Annotated in this window: 20 protein-coding genes and 1 pseudogene; 7 read left to right on the top strand and 14 right to left on the bottom strand. The window is 39.3% G+C overall.

Translation table 11 applies throughout. The annotated features are described in order from the left end of the window. Nucleotides 1-23: 23 nt before the first annotated feature. Nucleotides 24-413, bottom strand: a complete 390-nt coding sequence (gloA2, locus tag L0B17_RS05100) for an SMU1112c/YaeR family gloxylase I-like metalloprotein (protein WP_235088075.1) — start codon at nucleotides 411-413, stop codon at nucleotides 24-26. 180 nt (nucleotides 414-593) lie between these two features. Between gloA2 and L0B17_RS05095 the strand changes: the two genes are divergently transcribed. Beyond that, a complete protein-coding gene (locus tag L0B17_RS05095; RefSeq protein WP_235088073.1) occupies nucleotides 594-1,514 on the top strand; it encodes a manganese-dependent inorganic pyrophosphatase in 921 nt (306 codons plus the stop codon). A 181-nt stretch (nucleotides 1,515-1,695) separates the two neighbouring features. On the opposite strand, the gene L0B17_RS05090 is transcribed toward L0B17_RS05095, so the two are convergent. Continuing rightward, nucleotides 1,696-4,767 (bottom strand): transglycosylase domain-containing protein, encoded by a 3,072-nt coding sequence (locus tag L0B17_RS05090; protein WP_235088072.1) that lies wholly within the window; start codon nucleotides 4,765-4,767, stop codon nucleotides 1,696-1,698. 304 nt (nucleotides 4,768-5,071) lie between these two features. Here L0B17_RS05090 and L0B17_RS05085 point away from each other — a divergent pair, with 304 nt between their 5' ends. From L0B17_RS05085 to L0B17_RS05075, 3 genes are all read left to right on the top strand, one after another. Continuing rightward, the gene (locus L0B17_RS05085; protein WP_235088070.1) at nucleotides 5,072-5,917 is read left to right on the top strand and encodes a DUF72 domain-containing protein; all 846 of its coding nucleotides are present in this window, start codon (nucleotides 5,072-5,074) and stop codon (nucleotides 5,915-5,917) included. Nucleotides 5,918-6,150: 233 nt separating this feature from the next. Continuing rightward, the gene (locus L0B17_RS05080) at nucleotides 6,151-6,777 is read left to right on the top strand and encodes a helix-turn-helix domain-containing protein (protein WP_235088068.1); all 627 of its coding nucleotides are present in this window, start codon (nucleotides 6,151-6,153) and stop codon (nucleotides 6,775-6,777) included. Between the two features lie 79 nt (nucleotides 6,778-6,856). Then, a complete protein-coding gene (locus tag L0B17_RS05075) occupies nucleotides 6,857-8,299 on the top strand; it encodes an OmpA family protein (RefSeq protein WP_235088066.1) in 1,443 nt (480 codons plus the stop codon). A 108-nt stretch (nucleotides 8,300-8,407) separates the two neighbouring features. Here the strand turns inward: L0B17_RS05075 and L0B17_RS05070 are convergent, their stop codons facing one another. The 4 genes and pseudogenes from L0B17_RS05070 to L0B17_RS05055 form a co-directional block, all read right to left on the bottom strand. Beyond that, nucleotides 8,408-8,995: a hypothetical protein gene (locus tag L0B17_RS05070; RefSeq protein WP_235088064.1), complete on the bottom strand. Its 588-nt coding sequence runs from the start codon at nucleotides 8,993-8,995 to the stop codon at nucleotides 8,408-8,410. Nucleotides 8,996-9,261: 266 nt separating this feature from the next. Then, a pseudogene (locus L0B17_RS05065) lies at nucleotides 9,262-9,897 on the bottom strand (hypothetical protein); the annotation flags it as partial. Between the two features lie 25 nt (nucleotides 9,898-9,922). Next, complete coding sequence (locus L0B17_RS05060; protein WP_235088063.1) at nucleotides 9,923-10,636, bottom strand: hypothetical protein; 714 nt, start codon at nucleotides 10,634-10,636, stop codon at nucleotides 9,923-9,925. Between the two features lie 111 nt (nucleotides 10,637-10,747). After that, nucleotides 10,748-11,239, bottom strand: coding sequence for a hypothetical protein (locus tag L0B17_RS05055; RefSeq protein WP_235088061.1), 492 nt, complete (start codon nucleotides 11,237-11,239; stop codon nucleotides 10,748-10,750). A gap of 269 nt (nucleotides 11,240-11,508) precedes the next feature. On the opposite strand from L0B17_RS05055, the gene L0B17_RS05050 reads away from it, so the two are divergent. After that, nucleotides 11,509-12,677 (top strand): IS3 family transposase gene (locus L0B17_RS05050; RefSeq protein ID WP_235088059.1). Its coding sequence is split into 2 segments (ribosomal slippage): nucleotides 11,509-11,755 and nucleotides 11,755-12,677, totalling 1,170 coding nucleotides; the frame shifts between segments, so codons are not numbered across the junction. 24 nt (nucleotides 12,678-12,701) lie between these two features. On the opposite strand, the gene L0B17_RS05045 is transcribed toward L0B17_RS05050, so the two are convergent. Then, nucleotides 12,702-13,682 carry a hypothetical protein gene (locus L0B17_RS05045; RefSeq protein ID WP_235088057.1) on the bottom strand — a complete coding sequence of 327 codons (981 nt, stop codon included), beginning with the start codon at nucleotides 13,680-13,682 and terminating at the stop codon, nucleotides 12,702-12,704. Between the two features lie 72 nt (nucleotides 13,683-13,754). Further along, nucleotides 13,755-14,330 carry a pilus assembly protein gene (locus tag L0B17_RS05040; RefSeq protein ID WP_235088055.1) on the bottom strand — a complete coding sequence of 192 codons (576 nt, stop codon included), beginning with the start codon at nucleotides 14,328-14,330 and terminating at the stop codon, nucleotides 13,755-13,757. Between the two features lie 141 nt (nucleotides 14,331-14,471). Between L0B17_RS05040 and L0B17_RS05035 the strand changes: the two genes are divergently transcribed. After that, complete coding sequence (locus L0B17_RS05035) at nucleotides 14,472-16,232, top strand: hypothetical protein (RefSeq protein WP_235088053.1); 1,761 nt, start codon at nucleotides 14,472-14,474, stop codon at nucleotides 16,230-16,232. A 617-nt stretch (nucleotides 16,233-16,849) separates the two neighbouring features. Here L0B17_RS05035 and pyrC read toward each other — a convergent pair. The 4 genes from pyrC to L0B17_RS05015 all read right to left on the bottom strand — a co-directional run bounded on the left by pyrC (nucleotide 16,850) and on the right by L0B17_RS05015 (nucleotide 20,472). Continuing rightward, nucleotides 16,850-17,881: a dihydroorotase gene (gene pyrC / locus L0B17_RS05030; protein ID WP_235088052.1), complete on the bottom strand. Its 1,032-nt coding sequence runs from the start codon at nucleotides 17,879-17,881 to the stop codon at nucleotides 16,850-16,852. Nucleotides 17,882-18,223: 342 nt separating this feature from the next. Next, entirely contained in the window at nucleotides 18,224-18,997 is a 774-nt protein-coding gene (locus L0B17_RS05025) for a TIGR04219 family outer membrane beta-barrel protein (protein WP_235088050.1), read from the bottom strand. Between the two features lie 2 nt (nucleotides 18,998-18,999). Next, nucleotides 19,000-19,971 carry a DUF2333 family protein gene (locus L0B17_RS05020; protein WP_235089594.1) on the bottom strand — a complete coding sequence of 324 codons (972 nt, stop codon included), beginning with the start codon at nucleotides 19,969-19,971 and terminating at the stop codon, nucleotides 19,000-19,002. A gap of 12 nt (nucleotides 19,972-19,983) precedes the next feature. After that, a complete protein-coding gene (locus L0B17_RS05015) occupies nucleotides 19,984-20,472 on the bottom strand; it encodes a copper chaperone PCu(A)C (RefSeq protein ID WP_235088049.1) in 489 nt (162 codons plus the stop codon). Between the two features lie 35 nt (nucleotides 20,473-20,507). On the opposite strand from L0B17_RS05015, the gene L0B17_RS05010 reads away from it, so the two are divergent. Next, nucleotides 20,508-21,242 (top strand): enoyl-CoA hydratase-related protein, encoded by a 735-nt coding sequence (locus L0B17_RS05010; protein ID WP_235088047.1) that lies wholly within the window; start codon nucleotides 20,508-20,510, stop codon nucleotides 21,240-21,242. Nucleotides 21,243-21,447: 205 nt separating this feature from the next. On the opposite strand, the gene L0B17_RS05005 is transcribed toward L0B17_RS05010, so the two are convergent. Both L0B17_RS05005 and L0B17_RS18085 read right to left on the bottom strand, forming a co-directional pair. After that, nucleotides 21,448-21,648, bottom strand: coding sequence for a PspC domain-containing protein (locus L0B17_RS05005; protein WP_235088045.1), 201 nt, complete (start codon nucleotides 21,646-21,648; stop codon nucleotides 21,448-21,450). Between the two features lie 59 nt (nucleotides 21,649-21,707). Then, nucleotides 21,708-21,830: a hypothetical protein gene (locus L0B17_RS18085; RefSeq protein ID WP_268834033.1), complete on the bottom strand. Its 123-nt coding sequence runs from the start codon at nucleotides 21,828-21,830 to the stop codon at nucleotides 21,708-21,710. Between the last annotated feature and the right edge of the window lie 2 nt (nucleotides 21,831-21,832).

Genomic DNA, 21,832 nt, shown 5'->3' with positions numbered 1-21,832 from the left:
ACAGAATTTGGCTTGATTTTGCACTAAAAATGATTGGTATAAAGCTCTAACGGTAAACCGTCGGGATCGCTAAAAAAGGTAAAACGTTTTTGGGTGTATTCATCTACACGAATCGGCTCTACTTCAATGTTATGCGCCATCAAATAGGCAACCACTTGAGCAATATCATCTACCCGAAAGGCTAAATGGCGTAATCCTTGCGCTTCAGGATAGCTGGGCCTAAGCGGCGCATGGTTAAAAGAGAAGAGTTCAATTTGACTACCGTCGGGCAAAGCTAAATCCAGCTTGTAAGAGTCGCGCTCGGCGCGGTAATGCTCAGCTAAAATACGTAAGCCTAATATCTGATGATAAAAGTATTTCGAGCGGGCATAGTCACTACAAATAATCGCCACATGATGAATACCAAGTAACATAGCCAATCCAATTTCAACCTATAATACTGCTGACTTTATAGTATCGTCAGGCTAACGCCTAGGATGAGATTTCAGTGTCCTTAAGCTTTTTAACGCCGCATGATGGCTTTTTTTCGGATAAGGATTGGTCAAGCATTTAAATCTTGCTAAAATCGGCAACAAATTTATAGGAGCTTTATCATGTCAATGTATGTAGTGGGTCACAAGATCCCTGATTCTGATTCAATTTGTGGTGCGATCGCGTTAGCTTATTTAAAAAATCAAATTGGTGAGCCTGCTATTGCAGCACGTTTAGGTGAATTATCACCTGAAACGGCTTTTATTTTAGACAAATTTGGCTTTGACGCTCCTGAATATAAAACCAGCTACGCTGGCGAAGAAGTGTATATTGTTGACCACTCTGAAGTGACTCAAGCACCAGATGATATTGCCCAGGCAACGATTGTTGGTATTGTTGATCACCATAAACTAGGCGACTTAACCACTTCAACACCACTAGAGTGTTGGATCCGCCCTGTGGGTTGTAGCAACACTATCATTAAAATGATGTTTGATTTTTACCAGGTCGAGATACCAGCGAATATCGCCGGCATTATGATGTGCGCTATTTTAAGCGACACGGTAATTTTTAAATCACCTACCTGTACCACTGCCGATATTCGCTGTGTTGAAGCGTTAGCGGTTATTGCCGGTATTGAAGACTTTAAAGAACTAGGCATGGATATGTTTAAGGTTAAGTCTGCGGTTGAAGGCACCCCTGCACGCGACTTAGTTATGCGTGACTTTAAAGATTTCAACATGAACGGTAACCTAGTGGGCATTGGTCAGTTAGAAGTGATTGACTTAGCCGTTTTTGATGCGATTAAAGCGGATTTAGTGGCTGATATCGCCTTATTAAAGCAAGAAGGTAATCGTCATAGTGTATTGTTATTGTTAACCGACATTATGAAAGAAGGCTCTGAAATGCTAGTAATTTCTGACAGTGCTGATTTAACAGAGCGCGCTTATGGCAAGCCAACAGTTGATGGTAAAGTCTGGTTAGACGGCGTATTAAGCCGTAAGAAACAAGTTGTACCGTCATTACAAGATGCTTTTGCCTAATATCGCTATTAGTTTAGATTAAGCTTGGCCTCAGTCGATTCTGAGCATAGCTTAGGCCTAAGCGGTTAAGCCGGCTTTAATGACCAGCTTAACCCCATAAAAAAGTCAGCCTTAATCGCTGACTTTTTTATTGCTCGTTTTTTGGGGTAAATCCCCGCTTCCAACATTTATTGTTAAGTATTTAACGCGACTCGATGCCAGTCGATTCTGCTAAACACAAAGGTTGCTGGTTAAATAATTGCGGCGTCAATATTGGCAGCATGCCCTTTAATACTTGTAACGGTAACGCGGAAGTAAAACTAAAGTCATCAGCTTCAGCACCAGGGACAAATGCGGTTAACGTACCAAAGTAATTGTCCCCCAAATAAAACACAAAGGTTGCGGTGCGGTTCATGGCGGTAGACGATACCTTACGGCCATTGCGAATTTCAGTGGCGATACGGTTGTCACCTGTGCCCGTTTTGCCACCTAAGCGCACCAAAGTACCATCAACATTAATAATGCTGCCATTCAATCGCCTTGCTGTGCCTTTTTCGACCACATTGGCAAGCGCGTTTTTCAACGCTATTGCCACTTCAGGCCTAAACACTCGAACCGGTTGTTGAGTACTATTAGCCAGCTTGACCTCATAGGGAGTATCTTTTGCAAAATGTAATTTTTCGATGCGTATTGTTGGCGCTCGCACACCATCATTTTGAATAATACCCATTAACTCGGCTAATGCCGCCGGACGATCGCCCGAACTGCCAAGAGCAGAGCCCAGTGATGGCACAATAAAATCAAACGGGTAACCCATTCTCTGCCAGCGTTGATGGATACTTAAAAATGCCTCAACCTCTAACATTACCTTAATACGACTATCACGCGCATTTTGATGACGAGTACGGAATAGCCATCGATAAACCTCAATTAAAGTCGCTTGGCTGTCTTCTAATACTTGCGTCATATTAGCGCTAGGGTAATCATTCAGATAACTAAGCACCCACAGCTCTAGTGGATGTACCCGCGCAATATACCCTTGGTCGGCAAGATTAAACTTATCTGGGCCATACTTGTTGTATAAGCTATTAATTTGTTTATCACTAAAGGTTTTATCAGGCATTTTTTCTGCTAAAAACAGTTTTAAATCCTGATCACTTTTATAGGGTTGTAAAAAGCGATATGTTGCACTGAGTCGATGTTCCGTTGCCTGTACACCATTATAAAAGGTCGTTAATCTTGCCTCTGGTGCTAACGACTGATACTTGCGATAAAAACGTCGTACAAAGGTGCTCCCTTCTCGCTTAGCAAACGCTTTTAAGTATTCTTCACGGCGAGGGTCTTTATCATTGCGCAGTAATTGCGCCATGCTACCTTCACTATTATAACTACTGCTGTAGTTAACAATATCTTGCATCAAACGCACAAACGGCAAGTTAACTGAGTCTTGCAAGGCTTCGTATAATGTAGGATTACGGCTATTTTCTTTCTTCTGGAAGTTACTGAAAACATGTAAGCCACCACCGGTAAAAAAGCGTTCATCGGCCGATGCTGAATAGCGTCTTTCAAGCGCGGCATTTAACATACGGGTTAAATTTCGGTCACGGGTTTCAATTAAATAATCAACGACCCAACGGGTAATTTTATCTTTGGGCTCAACATCTATTCGATATAAATCGGTGACGGTTTTGTCTTCAAAGCGATGTTGTAATTCTGCAATAATTTCCAGATATGTCGCTAACACCCGTAATTTAGCCGTAGAACCTAACTCTAGTTTACTGCCCTCGTTAATATCAAAAGGCTGATCAGTACTGTCTGTTTGTACCCGTACCCGATTAGCACCTTGATGCTTTTCAAATAACGTAAAACTATAAAGCACATTTGGGAGCTGTTCAGGTGTGAGTAATCGCTCACCTAACAGCCCTACTTTTTGGGCATATTCTGGTTGACCAAGGCGACGTAAGTAATCACCCACTTGCTGTTGTAAATCACCATGAAAGGTACTGTTAACCGTTAAGTCTAAACGGTCTAAATCAAATAAGCTGCTCGCCAACATACTCGCCGTTCTAATGCGAACCGCATTAACGCCCTTGTTGTTAGGATTGTCAGGATTACCCCTGCGGCGGTCAAACTTCAACTGTTGTTGCATGGCCGAGTTCATGAGTTTGGGGTCAATCAATGCATAGCTCACCAGCAAGCGCAAATGGCTGTCTACCAACTCTTCTAAGTCGTCATGGCCTTGGAGTAAGTAATAAGATGGCCGACGCTGGGCAATCATTAAGGCAACAATTTGTCGAAACACTTGACCACGTTCAGCGGCAGTGGCTGGGTCATGCCCTGACAGCAATAAGCTGTTAGCCCGATTAAAATCGGTTTTAAACCACGCCCATAAGCCATCACCAATTCCATGTACCTCACCAAAACCTGGCGCAGATGATAAGGGCACTGTATTTAAATAATCCTGCACAATACGTTGTCTGGCTGCCAGCGTGTTTTCGCCCTGTTGGTAGACGCGGATCATGGCTGAGCCAATTTGCAACAACTTATCTTCAATGCTAGAGGTTAAACCAAACTCAGAGTGGCGAAACTTTTCAATTTGGGTGGCTAAAGTACTGCCACCGGCCTTTGACATATTCAAGCCTGCTTTTTCGGCTATTTGACTAATACTTGCCACCACAAAACGTGGCCAGTCAATCACCGGATTATGCTTAGGCTCTGGGTTCCAAAGTTCACGGTTTTCAATAAACAGTAGTGTATTAACCACTTCACTTGGGATCATGTCGGTGTCTTGATAGGCACGACTTGGGTATAGCGCATCAAACACATCTTGATTGCGACAATCTTGAATCATTAAACCCGATTGGGCTTTTTCATGGTAAGGCGGGAAAAAACCATACTGGGTATAGTCCATTAACATAGGCGAAAAACTGGCTTGTTGTTCAACAACAAAACCACGTTTAACGAGTCTATCTATATATTTGGGTAATTGCGTATAGCCGTGACGAATATCAAATGGGCCGTACTTAGGATAGATAACCTTATCGGTGGCAAAGGGCACAACCTGATAGGTTAATTTGGTTCCATATTGGTTGAATAGCATCGCCTGATAATGAGACGTTTTAATTTCAAATGCTGTAAAAACACCAATAACGATCAACAAGAGGATGAAAAAAAATACCAATTTTGCTCGACGGTTAGTCTTTGGCTGTTGCTTTTCTTGAAAAGTTCGATCTCGATAATTATCAAACTTCATATCTGGGGTTGGATCTGACACAATCACTCCATTGAAACTAAAAACATACCAGCAATTTTGGGCGGCTAAATTAAGCCTAACATTTAATAAACCCAGTGTTAAATAGACATAGTGCAAAATGGGCACAACACAGTACAACAAAAGCCGCTGCATATTAGCAGATCTGACCTAAATAGAGATAGATGGATTGAGACTAATAAAGTATCTTTTTGCAGGCCTATTCTGGCCTAGCGTCAAAATAGCGATAAAAGCCACTGTTTTACTAGAAATGTAAAAAAGGTGAACAATGAATAGCAGTCAATCAATACTGAGAATAGGCCTCGCAATGTGGTCTCAACCGCAATGGAAACACTGTCTTTATGGTGATATACCGACATCTGCGCGCTTAGAAAAATATGCTCAAGTATTTAATACTGTCGAAGGTAATACCACTTTTTATGCCCTTCCGACACTGCCTACAGTAATGAACTGGCGGGATGCTGTGCCAGATGATTTTAGGTTTACTTTTAAGCTGCCAAAAACCATCACCCATGACTTACAGTTACAACATGCCCAAGCGGAACTAACCCACTTTTTTAATACTATGGAGCCGTTAATTGACAAAACCGCTATGTGGAAAATTCAACTACCTGCACAGTTTGGCCCTAGCTTGCTACCTACTCTGGAACGATTTTTACAACAATTGCCTAAGGGATTGACCTACGGTGTAGAAGTGCGCCATAGGGCATTTTTCAATAAAAGCGACCATGAAAAAGCATTAAACCGTTTATTAATAACCCATCAATGCAATCGTATTATTATGGATAGCCGACCACTATTTGCCGCAAAAGCTGACACCCCTATTATGATAGATGCCCAACAGAAAAAGCCTCAGGTTCCTGTTCACCCTATTGCGACCGCTCATCAACCTGTGGTGCGCTTTATTGGTCAATGTGACCCACAAATCAACCTAGCCTTTTTTCAACGCTGGCGAACTAAGCTTGCACAATGGATAAATGAAGGAAAGCAGCCTTATCTCTTTATTCATACTCCTGATAATATCCAAGCACCTGAACTCGCCTTATCATTTTACAACACGTTAACTGAGGTAATAAATCCAAGTTCGCTACCCCAAATACATTTACAACAAGGCAGTCAAAACACATCAAACCAATTAGATTTTTTATTCTAAAGAAATATCATTAATATAAAGGCTAATAACAACACGCAATAATGCCTATTACATAATAAAATATAACTATTAACTTGATAAAAACCATTTATTTAAATCAAAAGTAATAACAAAAAGTCCTGCGCTGTCATTAAAAATGACTTTTACATTTTTACTGTATATGCTAAATTCCGCTCAACTTTATGAACTTCTTTTGCACTGAATGCAAATTATATCGACTCAAGGATGATGGCATGTTTGAACAAAATATTATTACTGTGGATCTACCAGAAGACCAAGTAACTCAATTCGTTCATATCTCAAATTTATTAGAATTAAATCTCATTCAATGCCATTCTGAAAACATTAGTAATGTACTAGACGCGCTTGAACCTAGTAATAAAACCATGCACATCTTAGTTCACCATTTCGAAGCGCCTTTAATCTCGCTTGAGAAAGTCGACGGTGAATTACTAAAGTCACACCTTCATATCGCCATTTGCCCTAAACTCACCACAGAATTAGAAGTCACTTTTATCTCCTCAGGATTTCATTGCAACATGCAAGCTGATGATTCTGTTGTAGATAAAATCAATTCAATTAAACAAGTTCAAGCGAAAGAAATAAGTTTCAGCCATAAAGCCATTTCACGTTATGTATTACAAAAAAAGCGCTTACCCTCATTCACCAATCGAACAAAAATTCTCGCCCTGACAACCAAAAAAGAACAGCAAATATTAGGATTAATTTGGGATGGGCATTCCAATGAAGAGATCGCTCACAAGTTAGGTATTTCAATAAACACAGTCAAAATGCATGTGCAGAATATATATAAAAAGACCAAAATTAAAAATCGTGGTCAATTATTTGCACTCGCGTAATAAAAATATCAAAACTGATCTACATATTTTTATCTAACACGATAGCTATCTCTCACCTTAATCGTATACAGGGTACACAATGTCTACCAAATTATTTGTCATATTTGCATTCATCGCTATTTCACCCTCAATAACAGCAGCAACACAAAATGACACCTTGTTTAGTCCCCCTAAAGAAGTGAGTAAAACCAAAACGGAAACCAGAAACTTCATCGCTTATGACATCATCACTCAAATTAGCAAGACTAAAATAGACAGCCAAGTGGTTAAGGGACAACTCAGCAGTATTAATTATCAGTTGCCGGTTTTATTTTCACCAGAAAACCTAATTAGTAACTATAAACAACAAATTAACGCCCTAAAGGGAAAAATTATTTTTGAATGCCATACACCTACCTGCTTTGATATAGATGATTTAGCCAGATTTATTTCGCCGTTAGACACCACCCCAAAAAATGAACCATCATTAATAACAGCTAAGATACAGTTAGCTCAAAAACAGCTGTATGTTTCTGTGTATGCCATGAATTGGCATCGTGCGACTCACATTCAATTAGATATTATTGAAGTGATTGAAGAGCCTTTAGACCTACTTAAGATTAATCAAGCTTACCTAAGCACGGATATTATTCAGAAAAAGTTTGCTGACTTAAGCCATAAAGACCAAAAAAATTCTAAAGACCATCCTATGCTAACCCGTATTCCTGGGGCATACATTGATGAATATCAGCAGGTGGAGTTTGGGGAAACATCCTTAGTTACAGGCATTCTAAAAAATCAGCATCAAGTTAAAACTTACCAAGGTAGAATAACCGATATTGGTTATACTCTACCGCGTGGATATTCTGAATTCGAGGTTGATGCTAACTATCAAAACGCATTAAAACAACTCGGCTTTGTAGAGCAATTTAACTGTTTATCTAAAGCATGTGGTAAAACAAGTCAGCTTTATAACCATATGAAATTATTAAAATCTAATGGAATGGATGACAGCCAGCGTTACCGCCTATACCAATTACAAAGACCCCAGGGTAATGTTCAGGTCATGACGTTTGTGATTGGCTACGACAGAAATTTATCCGCTGAAATTCGCATTATTGAACAAACAGACCTTAATGACAAAAGGGTCGCAATTGATTTGGAAGGATTAACTAATAAGCTTGCCGAAACAGGTCATGTGGCGCTGGAAGGGCTTATTTTCAAATTCGATAGTGATGAACTAGAACCTGAAACCATAGATGTGATAAAAGTGGTTGCCCAATATCTACAAAGCCATCCAAAACAACAGTTCTATGTTATTGGTCATACAGATGATCAAGGCAGCCAATCGTACAATTACACTTTATCAGAAAAACGTGCCACAGCGGTTACAAGCATTTTGCAGCAACAATTTTCTATCCCTGCATCACAGCTAGAAGCCAAAGGTATTGGTGAGTACGCTCCAGTTGCAAACAACCTTAATGAAAACGGCAGGCATAAAAATCGTCGAGTAGAACTAGTGTTGCGCTCAGACGTTAAATAGCCTCAGTTCGGGAAGACTAAAGCGACTTAAGCAGTCCCAATAAATAGACATAAAATATGTCTGTTTATTGGGTTTTATCATAGGTTAATAAGTTGATATTGAAATAGACTAGTTATTTTGCTCAGCCCTTTGGCGTTCTACATCTGCTTTAGTCATCCCCATAGCATCTGTCATATTGCACACTTTTACTAACTGAAACATTTGCACTAATGCACTTATTTTTCCTGCATGCATTTGCACATTTAGTAATGCCATCGTCGCCCCCATTTCATCATCACCTACCGATGAAGCAATATGACTTAATGCTGAATTCGCCTCAGTAAGCTCAGCAATCATACGCTGGTATTCAGTCACATTTTCAGGTGTGTAACAGGTCGATGTTTCAGGAAGTTCGCTTAAAAAAATCTGATACTCTTCAACAAACTTATTGGCTTCAACCAGAGTCTGCTCGCCGAGTTGTTGCAACTGTCGCACTTTACCGCTTTTAAACACGTCTACAGCGCTAGTACGCGCTTGTGCCAGTTGATTAAACTCTTTCATTAGTGCTAGCTGTTTATCGGTTATTACTTGACTGCGTTCTGTTATCGGTAACGTTTTGGCATCAAACGATTTTATAGCCGCTTGGTTACTCCCAAATACCGAAAAGCTCATTACACTAACAATCATCAATATCGAAGTCTGTTTCCCTAAGTACATACCATTAAATCCCTTTATTTATATATGCAACATGCATAACAATAATATCAGCTTTATTTTAATAATTTTAATTCATTACTATTAATAATCATATTGCTGTTAACCCTTAATGTGACAACGCATTCTACCAACACTTTTAACATAATCTGTAAACCGTCGAGGCCTACGTACTAATTAATAATAAAAATAGCTTAATACTGGGCAGTGTTCATTTTACGAACACTTATTAACACATAGGAAATATGCCTTTAAACGTACTTGGCCTTACAAGCTAATACTGCGGCTTCATCTAATAATGCTTGTGATTTAAAGTGCCCTTCCCACAAATTTATCGGGAATAAATTTGAACAGCTTTAGCTGGCCCGAAGAGTAAGTGCCATGGATGGCAGCGAATAAAACCTCCCTGTGCATTTCTTTATTGGCGATTCGCGCAATTGGTTCACTTAAAGCACGCATAAACCAACTAATATCGACTAAGCGTTGGCGGTATAGGGCAATGCAATCATTCACCCTTTTCATTTCAAATTCGTTTAGGTCTTCACCTTTTACAAATCTCTGTGTAAGTAATGCGCCTTTAAAACCTTTGTGCCATTGAACTAGTACGTCTTTATCTGACCACCGCTTGGCTTTATCAGTATCCACTTTAATCACCACATGGAAATGGTTGCTCCCTGTTCATTACAAAGAATGCATAGGCACAGATATCGATAGCAAAGATGGTGGCAAGCTCAAGAATTCGAAAGTCAACCCATTCGCGTCGATGCTCAAAGTTTTCACCTGTTGAGTTATCAAAACCGCACAGAAAAGCCTTACGGACTAGTCGCGAACAGCAGTGACTACTCTCTATTTGCAGGAGCAGGTGTGTCATCTAAGCTAACAATTGTCTGTCTTGGTCTGGCCATGTTAATTACCTATGTTATGTTATTTTTATATTGTTAAAGGAGTCATCAGCACAACCATAAGGATTGTTAATGCGAAATGAGCCACTACAGGGAATGCTAAAAGCACGATTTTAAAAATATATTTAGCAGAGCAATGTCGTTGAATAATTTTGACTGGGTAGTCAAAATATACCATTAAATAAAACATATGTTTCAGTGGGTAATGAAGGACGTCTAGCTTTAATGACTTACCTGATACTAGGCAGATATGGGTTTCGTAAATGGTACGAGTGGTTACCCCCTTGTTGGTTTGCACCCAATACACAATATCTATACCGCTGATATCTGTTTTTGCTAGCTCTAATTGACCATTTGGCTCATTTACTAGACTGTTGACAGGTAATGAAATTCTGTCGTTATTGATGTGTATCTGTTGCGTACCATTCAATTTGTATTGACGCTTGATTAAGTAATGTCTGATTATAAAATGCCCCGGAACTAGGCACACATTGATAATGACAAGTGCCAGTGGCACTGTCGGGAAGTGTGGGTATAACGCAATTGCACCAGGAGTGATAAAAGGTAATAAGCCCATTAATAATAAGCCCAAAGTTAGCAATAACTGCGTAGGCATATATAGGGGATAGAAAAAAGAAACCACTTTAAGCGACATATCGCTAGTGGAACTAATAGTTTCAATCCCTTTAAAATTAGTTGTTTCAAACCAAGATTTGTCATTAATAGTTAACTTTTCTTGCATACTCTCGCCTTTGCTGCAGTAATCCAATGGATTACTGCAATGCCATATTTAATATTGTGAGTCTAAACTGAGGCTAAACAGAGTCAATATAGTTGTTCGCAATTTAACGCTTTATAACAAGTTAAGCAGATACCAATTATCTTCCACTAAGGCGAAGCGACAATGGCCTGAACTCTCTTCTTCTTTATTGCTTTGGGGGTTAATTGAGTCAAAATGGTAACCTATCCAGAGTTGAATGTTATGATCTCGACGTTTTGCTTCAGAGCTTACTGTATTATTTTTTGAATTTTTAGCATCTTCGAAATAATAATTAGCATACTCGGCTAAATTAAAATTCTTTATCCCGAAATGATTTTTTGTGTAGTATTTATCATGTGTTATTTTTAGATGTTGTGCGACTTGTGTATCCGTTACCGCAACAGGGTAAAAAATCGATTTAAAAAGTGCAACATCTTGGTTTTTTACAACATCAACGGCTTTTAAACAGTTGGCTTGTGGTACTGAGATATCAAGCTCGGCAGGGGGAGCAACCAAATCATATTCAGAGGCCATAGTATGGCTAGATACCAGCATTAGTGTGGCAGACAACAATGGTTTTAGCATTTAACTTCCTTATTAAGAAAATATGTTAATTGAATGATATCAAAAAAGCGCCCATAAGGGCGCTTTTGTTTAGTTTGTAGTAACCGGGCACTCGGTTGTATCTTCGACACTTTCTTGTTGCAAGATCATAGGAACACGCAGAGCCTGCTTAGGTGACTTTGTCACTTCGGCACCACTCTCTACGGTAATTTGATACCACTTATGGGTGACGTGGTTTAATTGATACGACTAACCCAGTTAAGACATAATTGATTTAACTGGAGATTCAAATGAAAACACGTAAATCCTATTCAAAAGAATTCAAGCTTGATGCCATTACACTGGTAAGAGAGCAAAATTACAGTATTGCTGAAGCCGCTAGAAATTTAGAGGTGACTCCTCAACTGCTCGGCCGCTGGATAAAAGAAGCAGAAAATGATGATGGTCATGCATTTAGAGGCAACGGCAAGCTGACACCTGAGCAGGAAGAGATCCGCAAGCTAAAGGCACAAGTAAAGCGCTTAGAAATAGAGCGTGAAATATTAAAAAAAGCGACGGTCTTCTTTGCCAAAGAAACGAAGTGAAATACGCGTTTATTACCCAAAATAAGAAGATCTGGCCTGTGATATTAATGTGTCACGTGTTGGGTGTGAAAAACAATAATTACTACAGCTATCAAAAGCGGAAGTCTCAGTCACCTGTTGATACAGAGCATCAAGAGATGTTGCAGTGGGTTAAGGATATTGCCGAGTTTAGCGATAACACCTACGGACAAAGACGCATTCAAAAGGCATTGAATTCCCTTGATTACCCTGTTGGGCGCAGGAAAACATCGCAACTGATGAAAGAAGCAAACGTTTGGGTGCGCTATAAAAAGAAGTACAAAGCAACAACCAACAGCGACCACAAGAAGCCTATATATGAAAATGAGCTTGAACAGGATTTTGATGTTCAATGCGCCAATCAAGCGTGGGTTCAAGATATTACGTACATATGGACTGCTGAAGGATGGCTGTATTTAGCCGTCGTAATCGATCTCTATTCCCGTAAAGTTATTGGTTGGAGTATGGGCAGCAGAATGAAGGCACAACTCGTTTGTGATGCGCTCACAATGACTATATGGCAACGAAAACCTAAAGCTGGATTGATAATACACTCAGATCAAGGTGTTCAATATGCGAGCCATCAATATAGACGAATACTGAGGCTGCATAAGTTTGTCGGCAGTATGAGTAAAAAAGGATGTTGTTGGGATAATGCAGTAGCTGAAAGCTTTTTCGGAAGCTTGAAGCAGGAACGAGTTCATTGGCGCAATTATCGAACACGCTATGCAGCTCAACAAGATGTCTTGAATTACATCACTATGTGGTACAACAGCCAACGGATGCATTCATACCTTAATTACCAAAGTCCCAATGAATTTGAGCGTACGGATAAGCCGTTAACAGAAGTGGCGTAACGAACTTAACTAGGGTGACCGAATTCAGTTGACCAGGTCAAAGTCATTTGGTTGAGTATTAGAACCACTTTCTAAATTATCATCGAGGCCATTGCCATCAGCATCTCGATCTAAAAAGTTTGGAAAGGAGTCATTATCTAAATCATCACTTGCTTCTAATTTATCGCTAAACCCATCACCATCAGAGTCAGAATCTAGCCAATTTGGAAGGGAGTCATTATCAAAATCTATACTTTTATTTATAGTGCCGAAGATAAACTCGAGTCCATCTAAAATCTTATCTTGATCCATGTCATTCTCAAGTAGATCAGAACCAAGTGCACGCTCTTTCATATCATCAAATGAATCAACGTCAGTATCGTTAAAAAATAAAATTTCATAAGAGAGATCTGGCCCTCCAGCAAAATTCTCATCTATCACACTCAGTTGATATGTACCTGGGTCATATATTGTAAAGTTCACCACGTAGATATTAGGTTTTGCATATTGATACAAAAAGATGTCATTCATAACAAGGCCATCTTCATTTGAAATATACACTTGTGGTTTAAATCGAACTGATGATGTTTTGAAAACAGCTGTGTATTGTTTAAGCTCAGTTGTTACAAACTTAAACAGATCGCCTTTGTCCAATTCAGAATCTATCACGCCTTGTACTATGACCCCTTGATCAATTTCTATTGGAGTGGCAACTGCAGGGTTATCGTTCGGTTCCTGCTCGATGAATAGGGGATATTTACTCTTACTAGCATCAAACGGATAATCATCCTGCTCATCAGGTACACCATCACCATCTTCATCCTTGTTTTCCCAGGTACCCACTAATTCAATTGGATCAGTAGGATCAATTGGATCCGTTGGGTCGACAGGATCTGTTGGATCAACCGGATTTGTTGACACTGTCGGAGTTTGCCCGCCTTCGCCCTCTTCTAACTCACCATTACAGCCTGTTATCCCGACACTAGCTGCTAATAATATAGCTAACCAAAGTACATTATGTTTCATTGAATATATCCCTATTAAAATCCATTTATTTCAATTTTTATCACTATTATATTTAAATTAATTTCATGTTACTTACATTCTAAATGGTGTTTGCATCCTCATTAATCTCTGCGAAACCATGGCGAGATAAATATCACCCGTTGCCTGACTTAATACATTGCAAGCCAGTTGTTCTGGTCCGGGCAAATACCAAGCTGAATTAACAATTTCTTCTATTACATAATTTGCAAATGGTACGATTAGCTTTTGACACCATCGCACTTCTATTTGTAATAAGTTGGCGTCTTGCACATCTAATTTTCGACCTTGCCCTACATCTTTTAACGCAGGGTTACGGTACATCAAAGTATTGATTGGAATTTCATTCACAAAACCTTGAGGATAACGACTGCGAATTTTAAATTGGTCAAAAGTGGCTCTGTCAGGGCTTAATAAGGTGATTTCACTTTGTATTGCCACGGCTATACGAGACTTTGCTACCGCCTCTAAGGTGTCTGACATATCTGTACCATGAGCAAAAAGCGGCATCATTCCTTCAGTAAGACTTGTTGTTATTTTATCAATATTACCATGATGCAATGTCCCCGCCCTAACGGCATTAACCGTTGCGGCATCAAGAGTGCTTTTAGCCGAGTAAATAAACCCCACTGTGCAATTAAAACTATCACTAATAATTACTCAAAAATCTAAATACATACTTTATGATGTATAAAGGTATTTAAATTTTACAATTCTTATTTAATCGTTATTATTACGTCGTTTTTTAATTAACTTTTAAAAGGATTTTCTGTGAAAAAAGGATATTTGTTTTCATTTGTGTATTTAGCATTGCTTTCTGGTTGCGGTGGTTCATCAGACACCCCTGCACAAGATATTCCAGACCAAAAACCACCTGTATCAACAACAGAGTATAATCATCAAGTAGCAGGTTTAGCTGTTTATCAAGGCGCTTTGTCAGGCGCTAGCATCTGCATCGATTTAAACCAAAATTTGCTGTGTGATAATGATGAACCCACCACTGTTACTGATGTTAATGGTCACTACCTGGTAGATTGGAAAAGTGAAGTTGAAATACCTGAGTATTACTTACTCGCAAATTGGACTGCTTTAACTGCGGCTTCAATAAAGCCTGAAAAAGTTCTCAGCGCTAATTTTAAAAATGCTCAACCTATTCAGGCACCGTCTTCAGTAGTCGATGAAAATGGCCAAGGTATGTTAATTGCGTTACCTGAACATAATGGTGCAATTAATGGATTAACTCATATAAAGGCCACTCGACTTGCAACAATGAAGTTGCAGGGGTTATCAACTGCCGAGATTCAAACTCAATCTGCTGAACTTGATGGTTATCTAGCATTTCTTTACGGGCAGCAGCTTAATTCTTTATATCAATTAAGTGCCGCGCAATCTATTTCAGACCGTGTAATAACTGTTGAACTATTACATGAATATTTGCAACAAATTATTGCAGGGCAAGTTGATGTTATTCTTATCATTGAGCTGCTACTTACTAATATCTATGATCAATTCGAAATACTTATTGATACTCTAAATTTAACTCCACAACAATTTGTACAATCTAATCCTCTTGATGCTCGTTTCATCATTAATGATGAGCTGATTCTGCTTGGATTAATTCAACAACCTATAGACAGCCAAATAGTTTCATTTGAGGAATGGGAAGCTGTGATGGCGAACCTAAGCGATATGAGTAATGTCTTTACTTTGAATTCCATAGGTGATTTTCATATTTTTTCTATGGCTAAAAGCCAACCAAAATCAACACTGGTAGGGATTATGGATGCTGGTCAGTTTTTTGGATTTGTGCGAGAAGACTCCCCTAATGAAAACATAAGACAGCAAGAATGTTGGAATAGCCAAGAGTCAAATTGGGTTAAGCCAAATAGCAATCCGCCACTTCCCATAGCACCTGATATCCAAGGTAACACGCTAAATTTAGTCTATGAAGGAACCAATGTACCAATAGCAATTACCGTAGAAAAATATGATACCACTGCTGAGATTTGGCAATCATTTTTGTCGGCGTCACCTTCATTTTTAAAGTTAACCGATATTGAATGGCCTGCCACAATTTACCGTCTATACTTTTCACAGGCGGAGGATGTGATGTGTAGAGAAGCTGATTCGTACGAGACATATGAATATGCTGATGTTTTTAATCCTGCCACCTTTGATACGCTAGGCGTTATTAGTACTTTCTACTCTTATATATTACCTGATGATGTATTGATTAATGATCAAGCTAACACATATACATTTATTGATTCTGGGGCAACTTATGAATGGAAATTATTGACCAGCCCGAACATGCTGCCTTTAATTGAAGTAACACAACAGTTAGCAGAAAACAAACAACAAAATGCGCTTTCAAGTTATTATTTATACACTGACGGAGTATTTATTGAAGTTGAATTACATGAAAAATTCAATTATGTAGACACACCCTCATCCCTGCAATTAAGCTTTGGTGATAATTATGAGTTTGGTAATCACCTTTTCCAAACTTTACGCAGCTTATTAATAAACTAAGTATTAAAAAAAGTAATAAAGCTGGCTAAGATTACCAATGTTTATGTATCGATAATCTTAGCTACTTTACTTACCAAGTATACTTAGTCATTAAATTTCATCCGCTGCGGCTGTTTTTAGAGGGGGCATACTTCTGTGTTAGTTAATCCTAATGGTTCATTAAGCTCGCCATTATTTAAGAACTACCGCTCTTTCATTGCTCCACTCTTATCCTTAAATAGTATTTGGACGATAATTGTTAAATAAAATCATATTATGACGATAGTTTGATATAGCAAACATATGCCGATAACAAAAGATATACTACATGGCTATTACATCGCGATAATATCTCATGTGGCTTAGCACCACTATCTTTGCGGAGAGATTAACCTATTCATTAATCTAGATCAAAATCCACAATGAAATTAAACAAAAAAACTAACGACACAACCCATATTGCGCAACAATCAGGTGATTGACACTTTCAATATACACTTGCATTCCCTGCTAAATTGGTGCGTTTTAACATTCAGTCAGCTTTATATCAATTCAGTTGATTATGAATAAATTTGGCTATAAACAATAAAAAAACCTGCAAAGATGCAGGCTTAATATAGTGACTTTGCTCAATAGTATTATTTCACTTTCCAACTCACTTGTTGACCTGCGAAAAATGGCACGATAGGACTACCATTAGGCAGTATAATTTCTTCTGGCACTGTCCAAGTTTCTTTTACTAAGGTGACCGTCCCCGTATTACGCGGTAAACCATAAAAATCAGCACCGTGTAAACTTGCGAAACCTTCTAACTTATCCAACGCACCTAAGTTATCAAACACTTGTGCATATAATTCTAACGCACTCCAAGCGCTATAACACCCAGCACAGCCACATGCCGATTCTTTGCGGTGCTTTTCATGCGGGGCCGAATCTGTACCTAAGAAAAATTTGCTTGAACCGGTAGCGACAGCAGCTTGTAACGCTTGCTGGTGAATATTACGCTTTAGCACCGGTAGGCAAAAATTATGTGGACGAACCCCACCGACTAACAAATCATTACGATTGAGCAATAGATGTTGCGGGGTAATCGTGGCGGCAACATTGGCTGATGCCGCGGTAACAAACTCAGCGGCTTCTTTAGTGGTGATATGCTCAAAGACCACTTTTAACTGCGGTAATGTTGAAACAATGCGCGATAAATAGCGTTCGATGAATAATTTCTCGCGGTCAAAAATATCAATGTGCGACTCTGTTACTTCACCGTGCACCAGTAATAACATGCCATGTTCAGCCATGACTTCAAAGATAGGAAACAGCTCATCTAACGCTTTAACTGCTGCATCAGAGTTAGTGGTAGCACCTGCTGGATATAACTTGGCCGCAACAACACCCACAGCTTTTGCGTCGATAATATCTTGCGCGGTAGTATTATTAGTTAAAAATAGGGTCATTAACGGCTGAAAATCACTGCCTTGCGGACGGGCTGCTAGAATGCGCTCACGGTAGTCAACCGCCATTTTCGCCGTAGTAACTGGGGGAACTAAATTTGGCATAACTATCGCACGCTTAAAAAGACGCGCCGTGGCCGGTACGGTTTCCTTTAGCATATCACCATCGCGAAAATGTAAATGCCAGTCATCAGGGGTGGTAAGGGTAATTTGCGTCATATTTATTCCTAAAAAAGTGCTGCCAAATTTTGCCGTTATTGTGCCTGAAAACGGTTTTACTTAATAGACGCGGAATTTGAACGCTGACTTTGCTATTGCAAATAGTATTAACCCATTATGTATTCTGATTTGTACCTCACCTCAAAGGCGATAATGATGGATGACGCATCAATCAAATTGATTTTTAGTCAGTCAATAACTATAAAAAAACCGGATATCGCTTAACGACATCCGGCTTTAAAAAATATATCACTACACCACTGAATTAAGTCACCTAACAAATAAGACTTATATTGAAATAGCTGCTAGGGCTGCCCCTTATGGCGACACAACCACATTAGATTAAAATGCTAACTCAACACCAGCAAATACGCCTGAAAACTGCATATCTTGGGTGGTACCAGAAAAGCCATCGACATCAAAACTAAAGTCACGATATCCAACACGAATAAGCGTATCGAGTGCAATACTATCAAACTGCCAACCCAGACCTGCACTGTAGTCATGCACACCGGTTTCATTGACGCCTATCATGACATCAGCAAAACCAAACAACCCTATTCCTGGTATGCCAACGTGTGCATTACCGTAAGCCATAATAACGCCGCTATCGATATCACGCTGTGTCGCGACAGCTGAACCTTCGCCTAATGACAGGCCATCTACGCGTAATGAGCCGTGCATTTGCTTGTACGCCGCACCTAAGTCTAGCGACACGACGTCATTATCTAAAATTTCATAATACAATACAAAATCAGTATTACTGAGGTCATTGTAAACGCTTGATGCCCCTTCAAAGTTCACCCCATTATAATAGAAACTACTGCTGTCTTTTGAAGCAGAACCTTCTAAACGGTTTTCACGAATTTTAAGGTTAGGAACAATCGGGATCGGATGCTCAATCGCTAACCATACACTACCCTGAGTATCAGAATCATAATCATAGGTTTGAGCCAGGCCTGTTGCATTGCCTACATTACTGTCGGCATTAAACGTCCCTGTTGCGTCAGTTTGCCATAAATCGCCACCGACTTTAAAGCCGACAACTGTTGCTGCTTGTGCAGAAGAAACACTTAATAAACCGAAAATGGCTGTCGCTAAAATAGTCTTGTTCATTGTTATCCCTGAGAAAGTAAATTAGTTAAATCAATTACCGCTGCATTGGCACGCGATATATAGTTGGCCATCACTAATGAGTGGTTAGCGACCAAACCAAAGCCATTACCATTTAACACCATCGGGCTCCACACGGTTAGCTGAGTAGCTTCCAACTCACGAATTATTTGACGTAAGCTGACTTCGGCATTTTTCTTTTCTAATACATCGGCAAAATCAACTTCAATAGCGCGCATAAAGTTTAATAATGCCCATGCTGACCCACGGCTTTCATAAAACACATCATCAATTTTCCACCAGTTGGTTTTAATTTCTGCACTCATTGCTGAAGGTGTTGATTGACGCGCGGCTGAATCACCGGCTAAATCGGTATTCAATCTATCTTGGCCGACACTCGCTGATAAGCGCTGAGAAATACTGCCTAATCGCTTTTGTACTTCTTTGAGCCATTCATTGAGGTTATCTGCACGAGCATAAAACTGCGCATTAGTATTACCAGTATCACTTATTCTAGCTTGGTATAGCTTAAGTAATTTAATCGCATCGCGGTATTCGCTCTCAGCACTGGGCACCAACCAACTGGTGTGTTCAATATTTAATTTGGAATGTGCAGATGATAAATCCGTGTCTGCGGTAGACTGAGATTGTGAGCGACTAAACTCTTTACGCATAACCAATGCTAAGTCGCGTGACTGTTCCAGCGCACCAAACTCAAACGCCGGCATATTATCCATAAATATCGACGGTGGCATCATATCGTTAGCTAACCAACCACCAGGCTTATCAAGTAAGGTTTCCATTGTGGCAATCAACGAGTTTGTCGTCGCATACCCCGTAATAAGCTTTCCCTGATCAGTTTGCATAGCAACGGGTTCAATAGGGTCTGGCTCTATACTCCACCAAACGCTAACAAAATAGCCTATTAAACCGACTAAAGCACCGACGGCAAAAACTTTATTCCTTGTAAATAGCATCAATATTACTCCTTAATGATGGTGATGATGTTCGCTATGATCTTGATGTTCAGAATCAGCCTGTTTTAACACAGGCAATTCCACCTGTAACCGCTGCTTATTATCAAATATCAATGTTAATACTACTTTATCGTTTTCTGCTAGTGGCTTATTTAAGCCTAATATCATAATGTGATCACCAGACGGTTTTAAACTGAGCGTCCCATGAGAAGCAATAGGCAAGTGTTCGATTTGACGCATTTTAACCATGCCATTTTCTTCAATAATAGTGTGCAGCTGTGCCTCTTTAGCAATAGGTGTTTTTATCGCAATTAAATTGACGGTTTTATCACCATTATTTTCTAATGTTAAATATGCGGCAGTATTAGGCACAGATGCAGGCATTGCGCGTACGTGCCCATCAACTAATACGACATTAGCTACTGCAGTAAATGATAATAACGATAGCGCTAAAAAATTAAACAGATGTTTGAATATTGGTTTCAATGTCTTAAACTCCATGTAATCCCTGCTCGTGTTCAAAAAGGAAACAACGAATGAGTCTTATAAAAGTACGTGATGAACAAGGTGTACGTATCATCAGCTTCAATCGCCCAGAAAAACGTAATGCATTTAATCTTGCGATGTATCAACAACTCACAGAATACCTTATCGAGGGCGATAGCAACAATGAGATTCGTGCCTTTATGTTACACGGTGAAGGAAATTGCTTTACCGCTGGCAACGATATTGCTGATTTTTTACAAAGTGGCGACCTTAATAATGATCACCCTACCGTAAAATTTTTAATGTGCTTACTGGAGTTAAAAAAACCGCTAGTAGCCGCTGTATCAGGCGCTGCAGTTGGTATTGGCACAACCCTATTACTGCATTGTGATTTAGTCTATGCCGACAATAGCGCAAAATTTCAAATGCCTTTTGTAAGTTTAGCATTAGTTCCAGAAGCTGCATCTAGCCTATTATTACCGTTAATAGTTGGTCAGCAAAAAGCTGCTGAGCTTATTTTACTTGGCGATGCATTTAATGCCAAAACCGCAGCTGAATTAAATATTATCAATCAAGTTATTGAAACTGATGTGATTGATTTTGCACTTACTAAAGCTAAAAAGTTGGCAAGTCAGCCACCCGAATCGTTGCAAATATCACGACAGTTGTTACGTCACAACCAGCAGCAAGTGAAACAACAGATGCAGCTTGAACTAACCCATTTCGGACAACGCTTAAAAAGTGATGAAGCGAAGCAAATGTTCCAAGCTTTCTTGAATAAATAATCATAATTTTGGTATAGCAATGATCAGAGTCTTGATATAGCAATCATCATATATGTGTACCAATGATAGCAGTAAAACCTTAATATTTTGCTGGTTTGAGAGTGTCATTTTGTAGATGCACTCTCTAATTCAGTGGTTATATAATCTTCACAATCTGGCATTGCGTTACTTATTGAGTACGTTTTAGAACTGAATTAGAGAGCCTTTAAGAGTGAGTTGATTTTTTATCCACCATAATAGCTAAAACAATATAGGCTAATAAACACGCTATTGGGTTAGCGAACAATACCAATACACTTACCACTCTTGTCCACATGACAGACCAACCAAATTGTTTTGCAAGATAATGGCATACACCACAAATGATCTTTGGTTGATCGGTTAGCTTTGCAATTATTCTATCCATAATACTCCTTAACATCTTCACGATACGAGCTAAACAGCTTCAATTAGCATCCGCTTAAATTAAGCTTGATTTTGTAACTTGGTCAGCAAATTAGCGATAACTGCACAACAAATAAAGCTCACAAAGGGCAGTAACACTATGGCCAGTAAAGGCATAACCAAGCCTAGTTGTTCAGCAAACATGA

The organism is Shewanella sp. OMA3-2 (genome assembly GCF_021513195.1).
In the GTDB taxonomy this organism is placed as follows: Bacteria; Pseudomonadota; Gammaproteobacteria; order Enterobacterales; family Shewanellaceae; genus Shewanella.
This window is presented reverse-complemented; position numbering and strand designations above follow the sequence as displayed.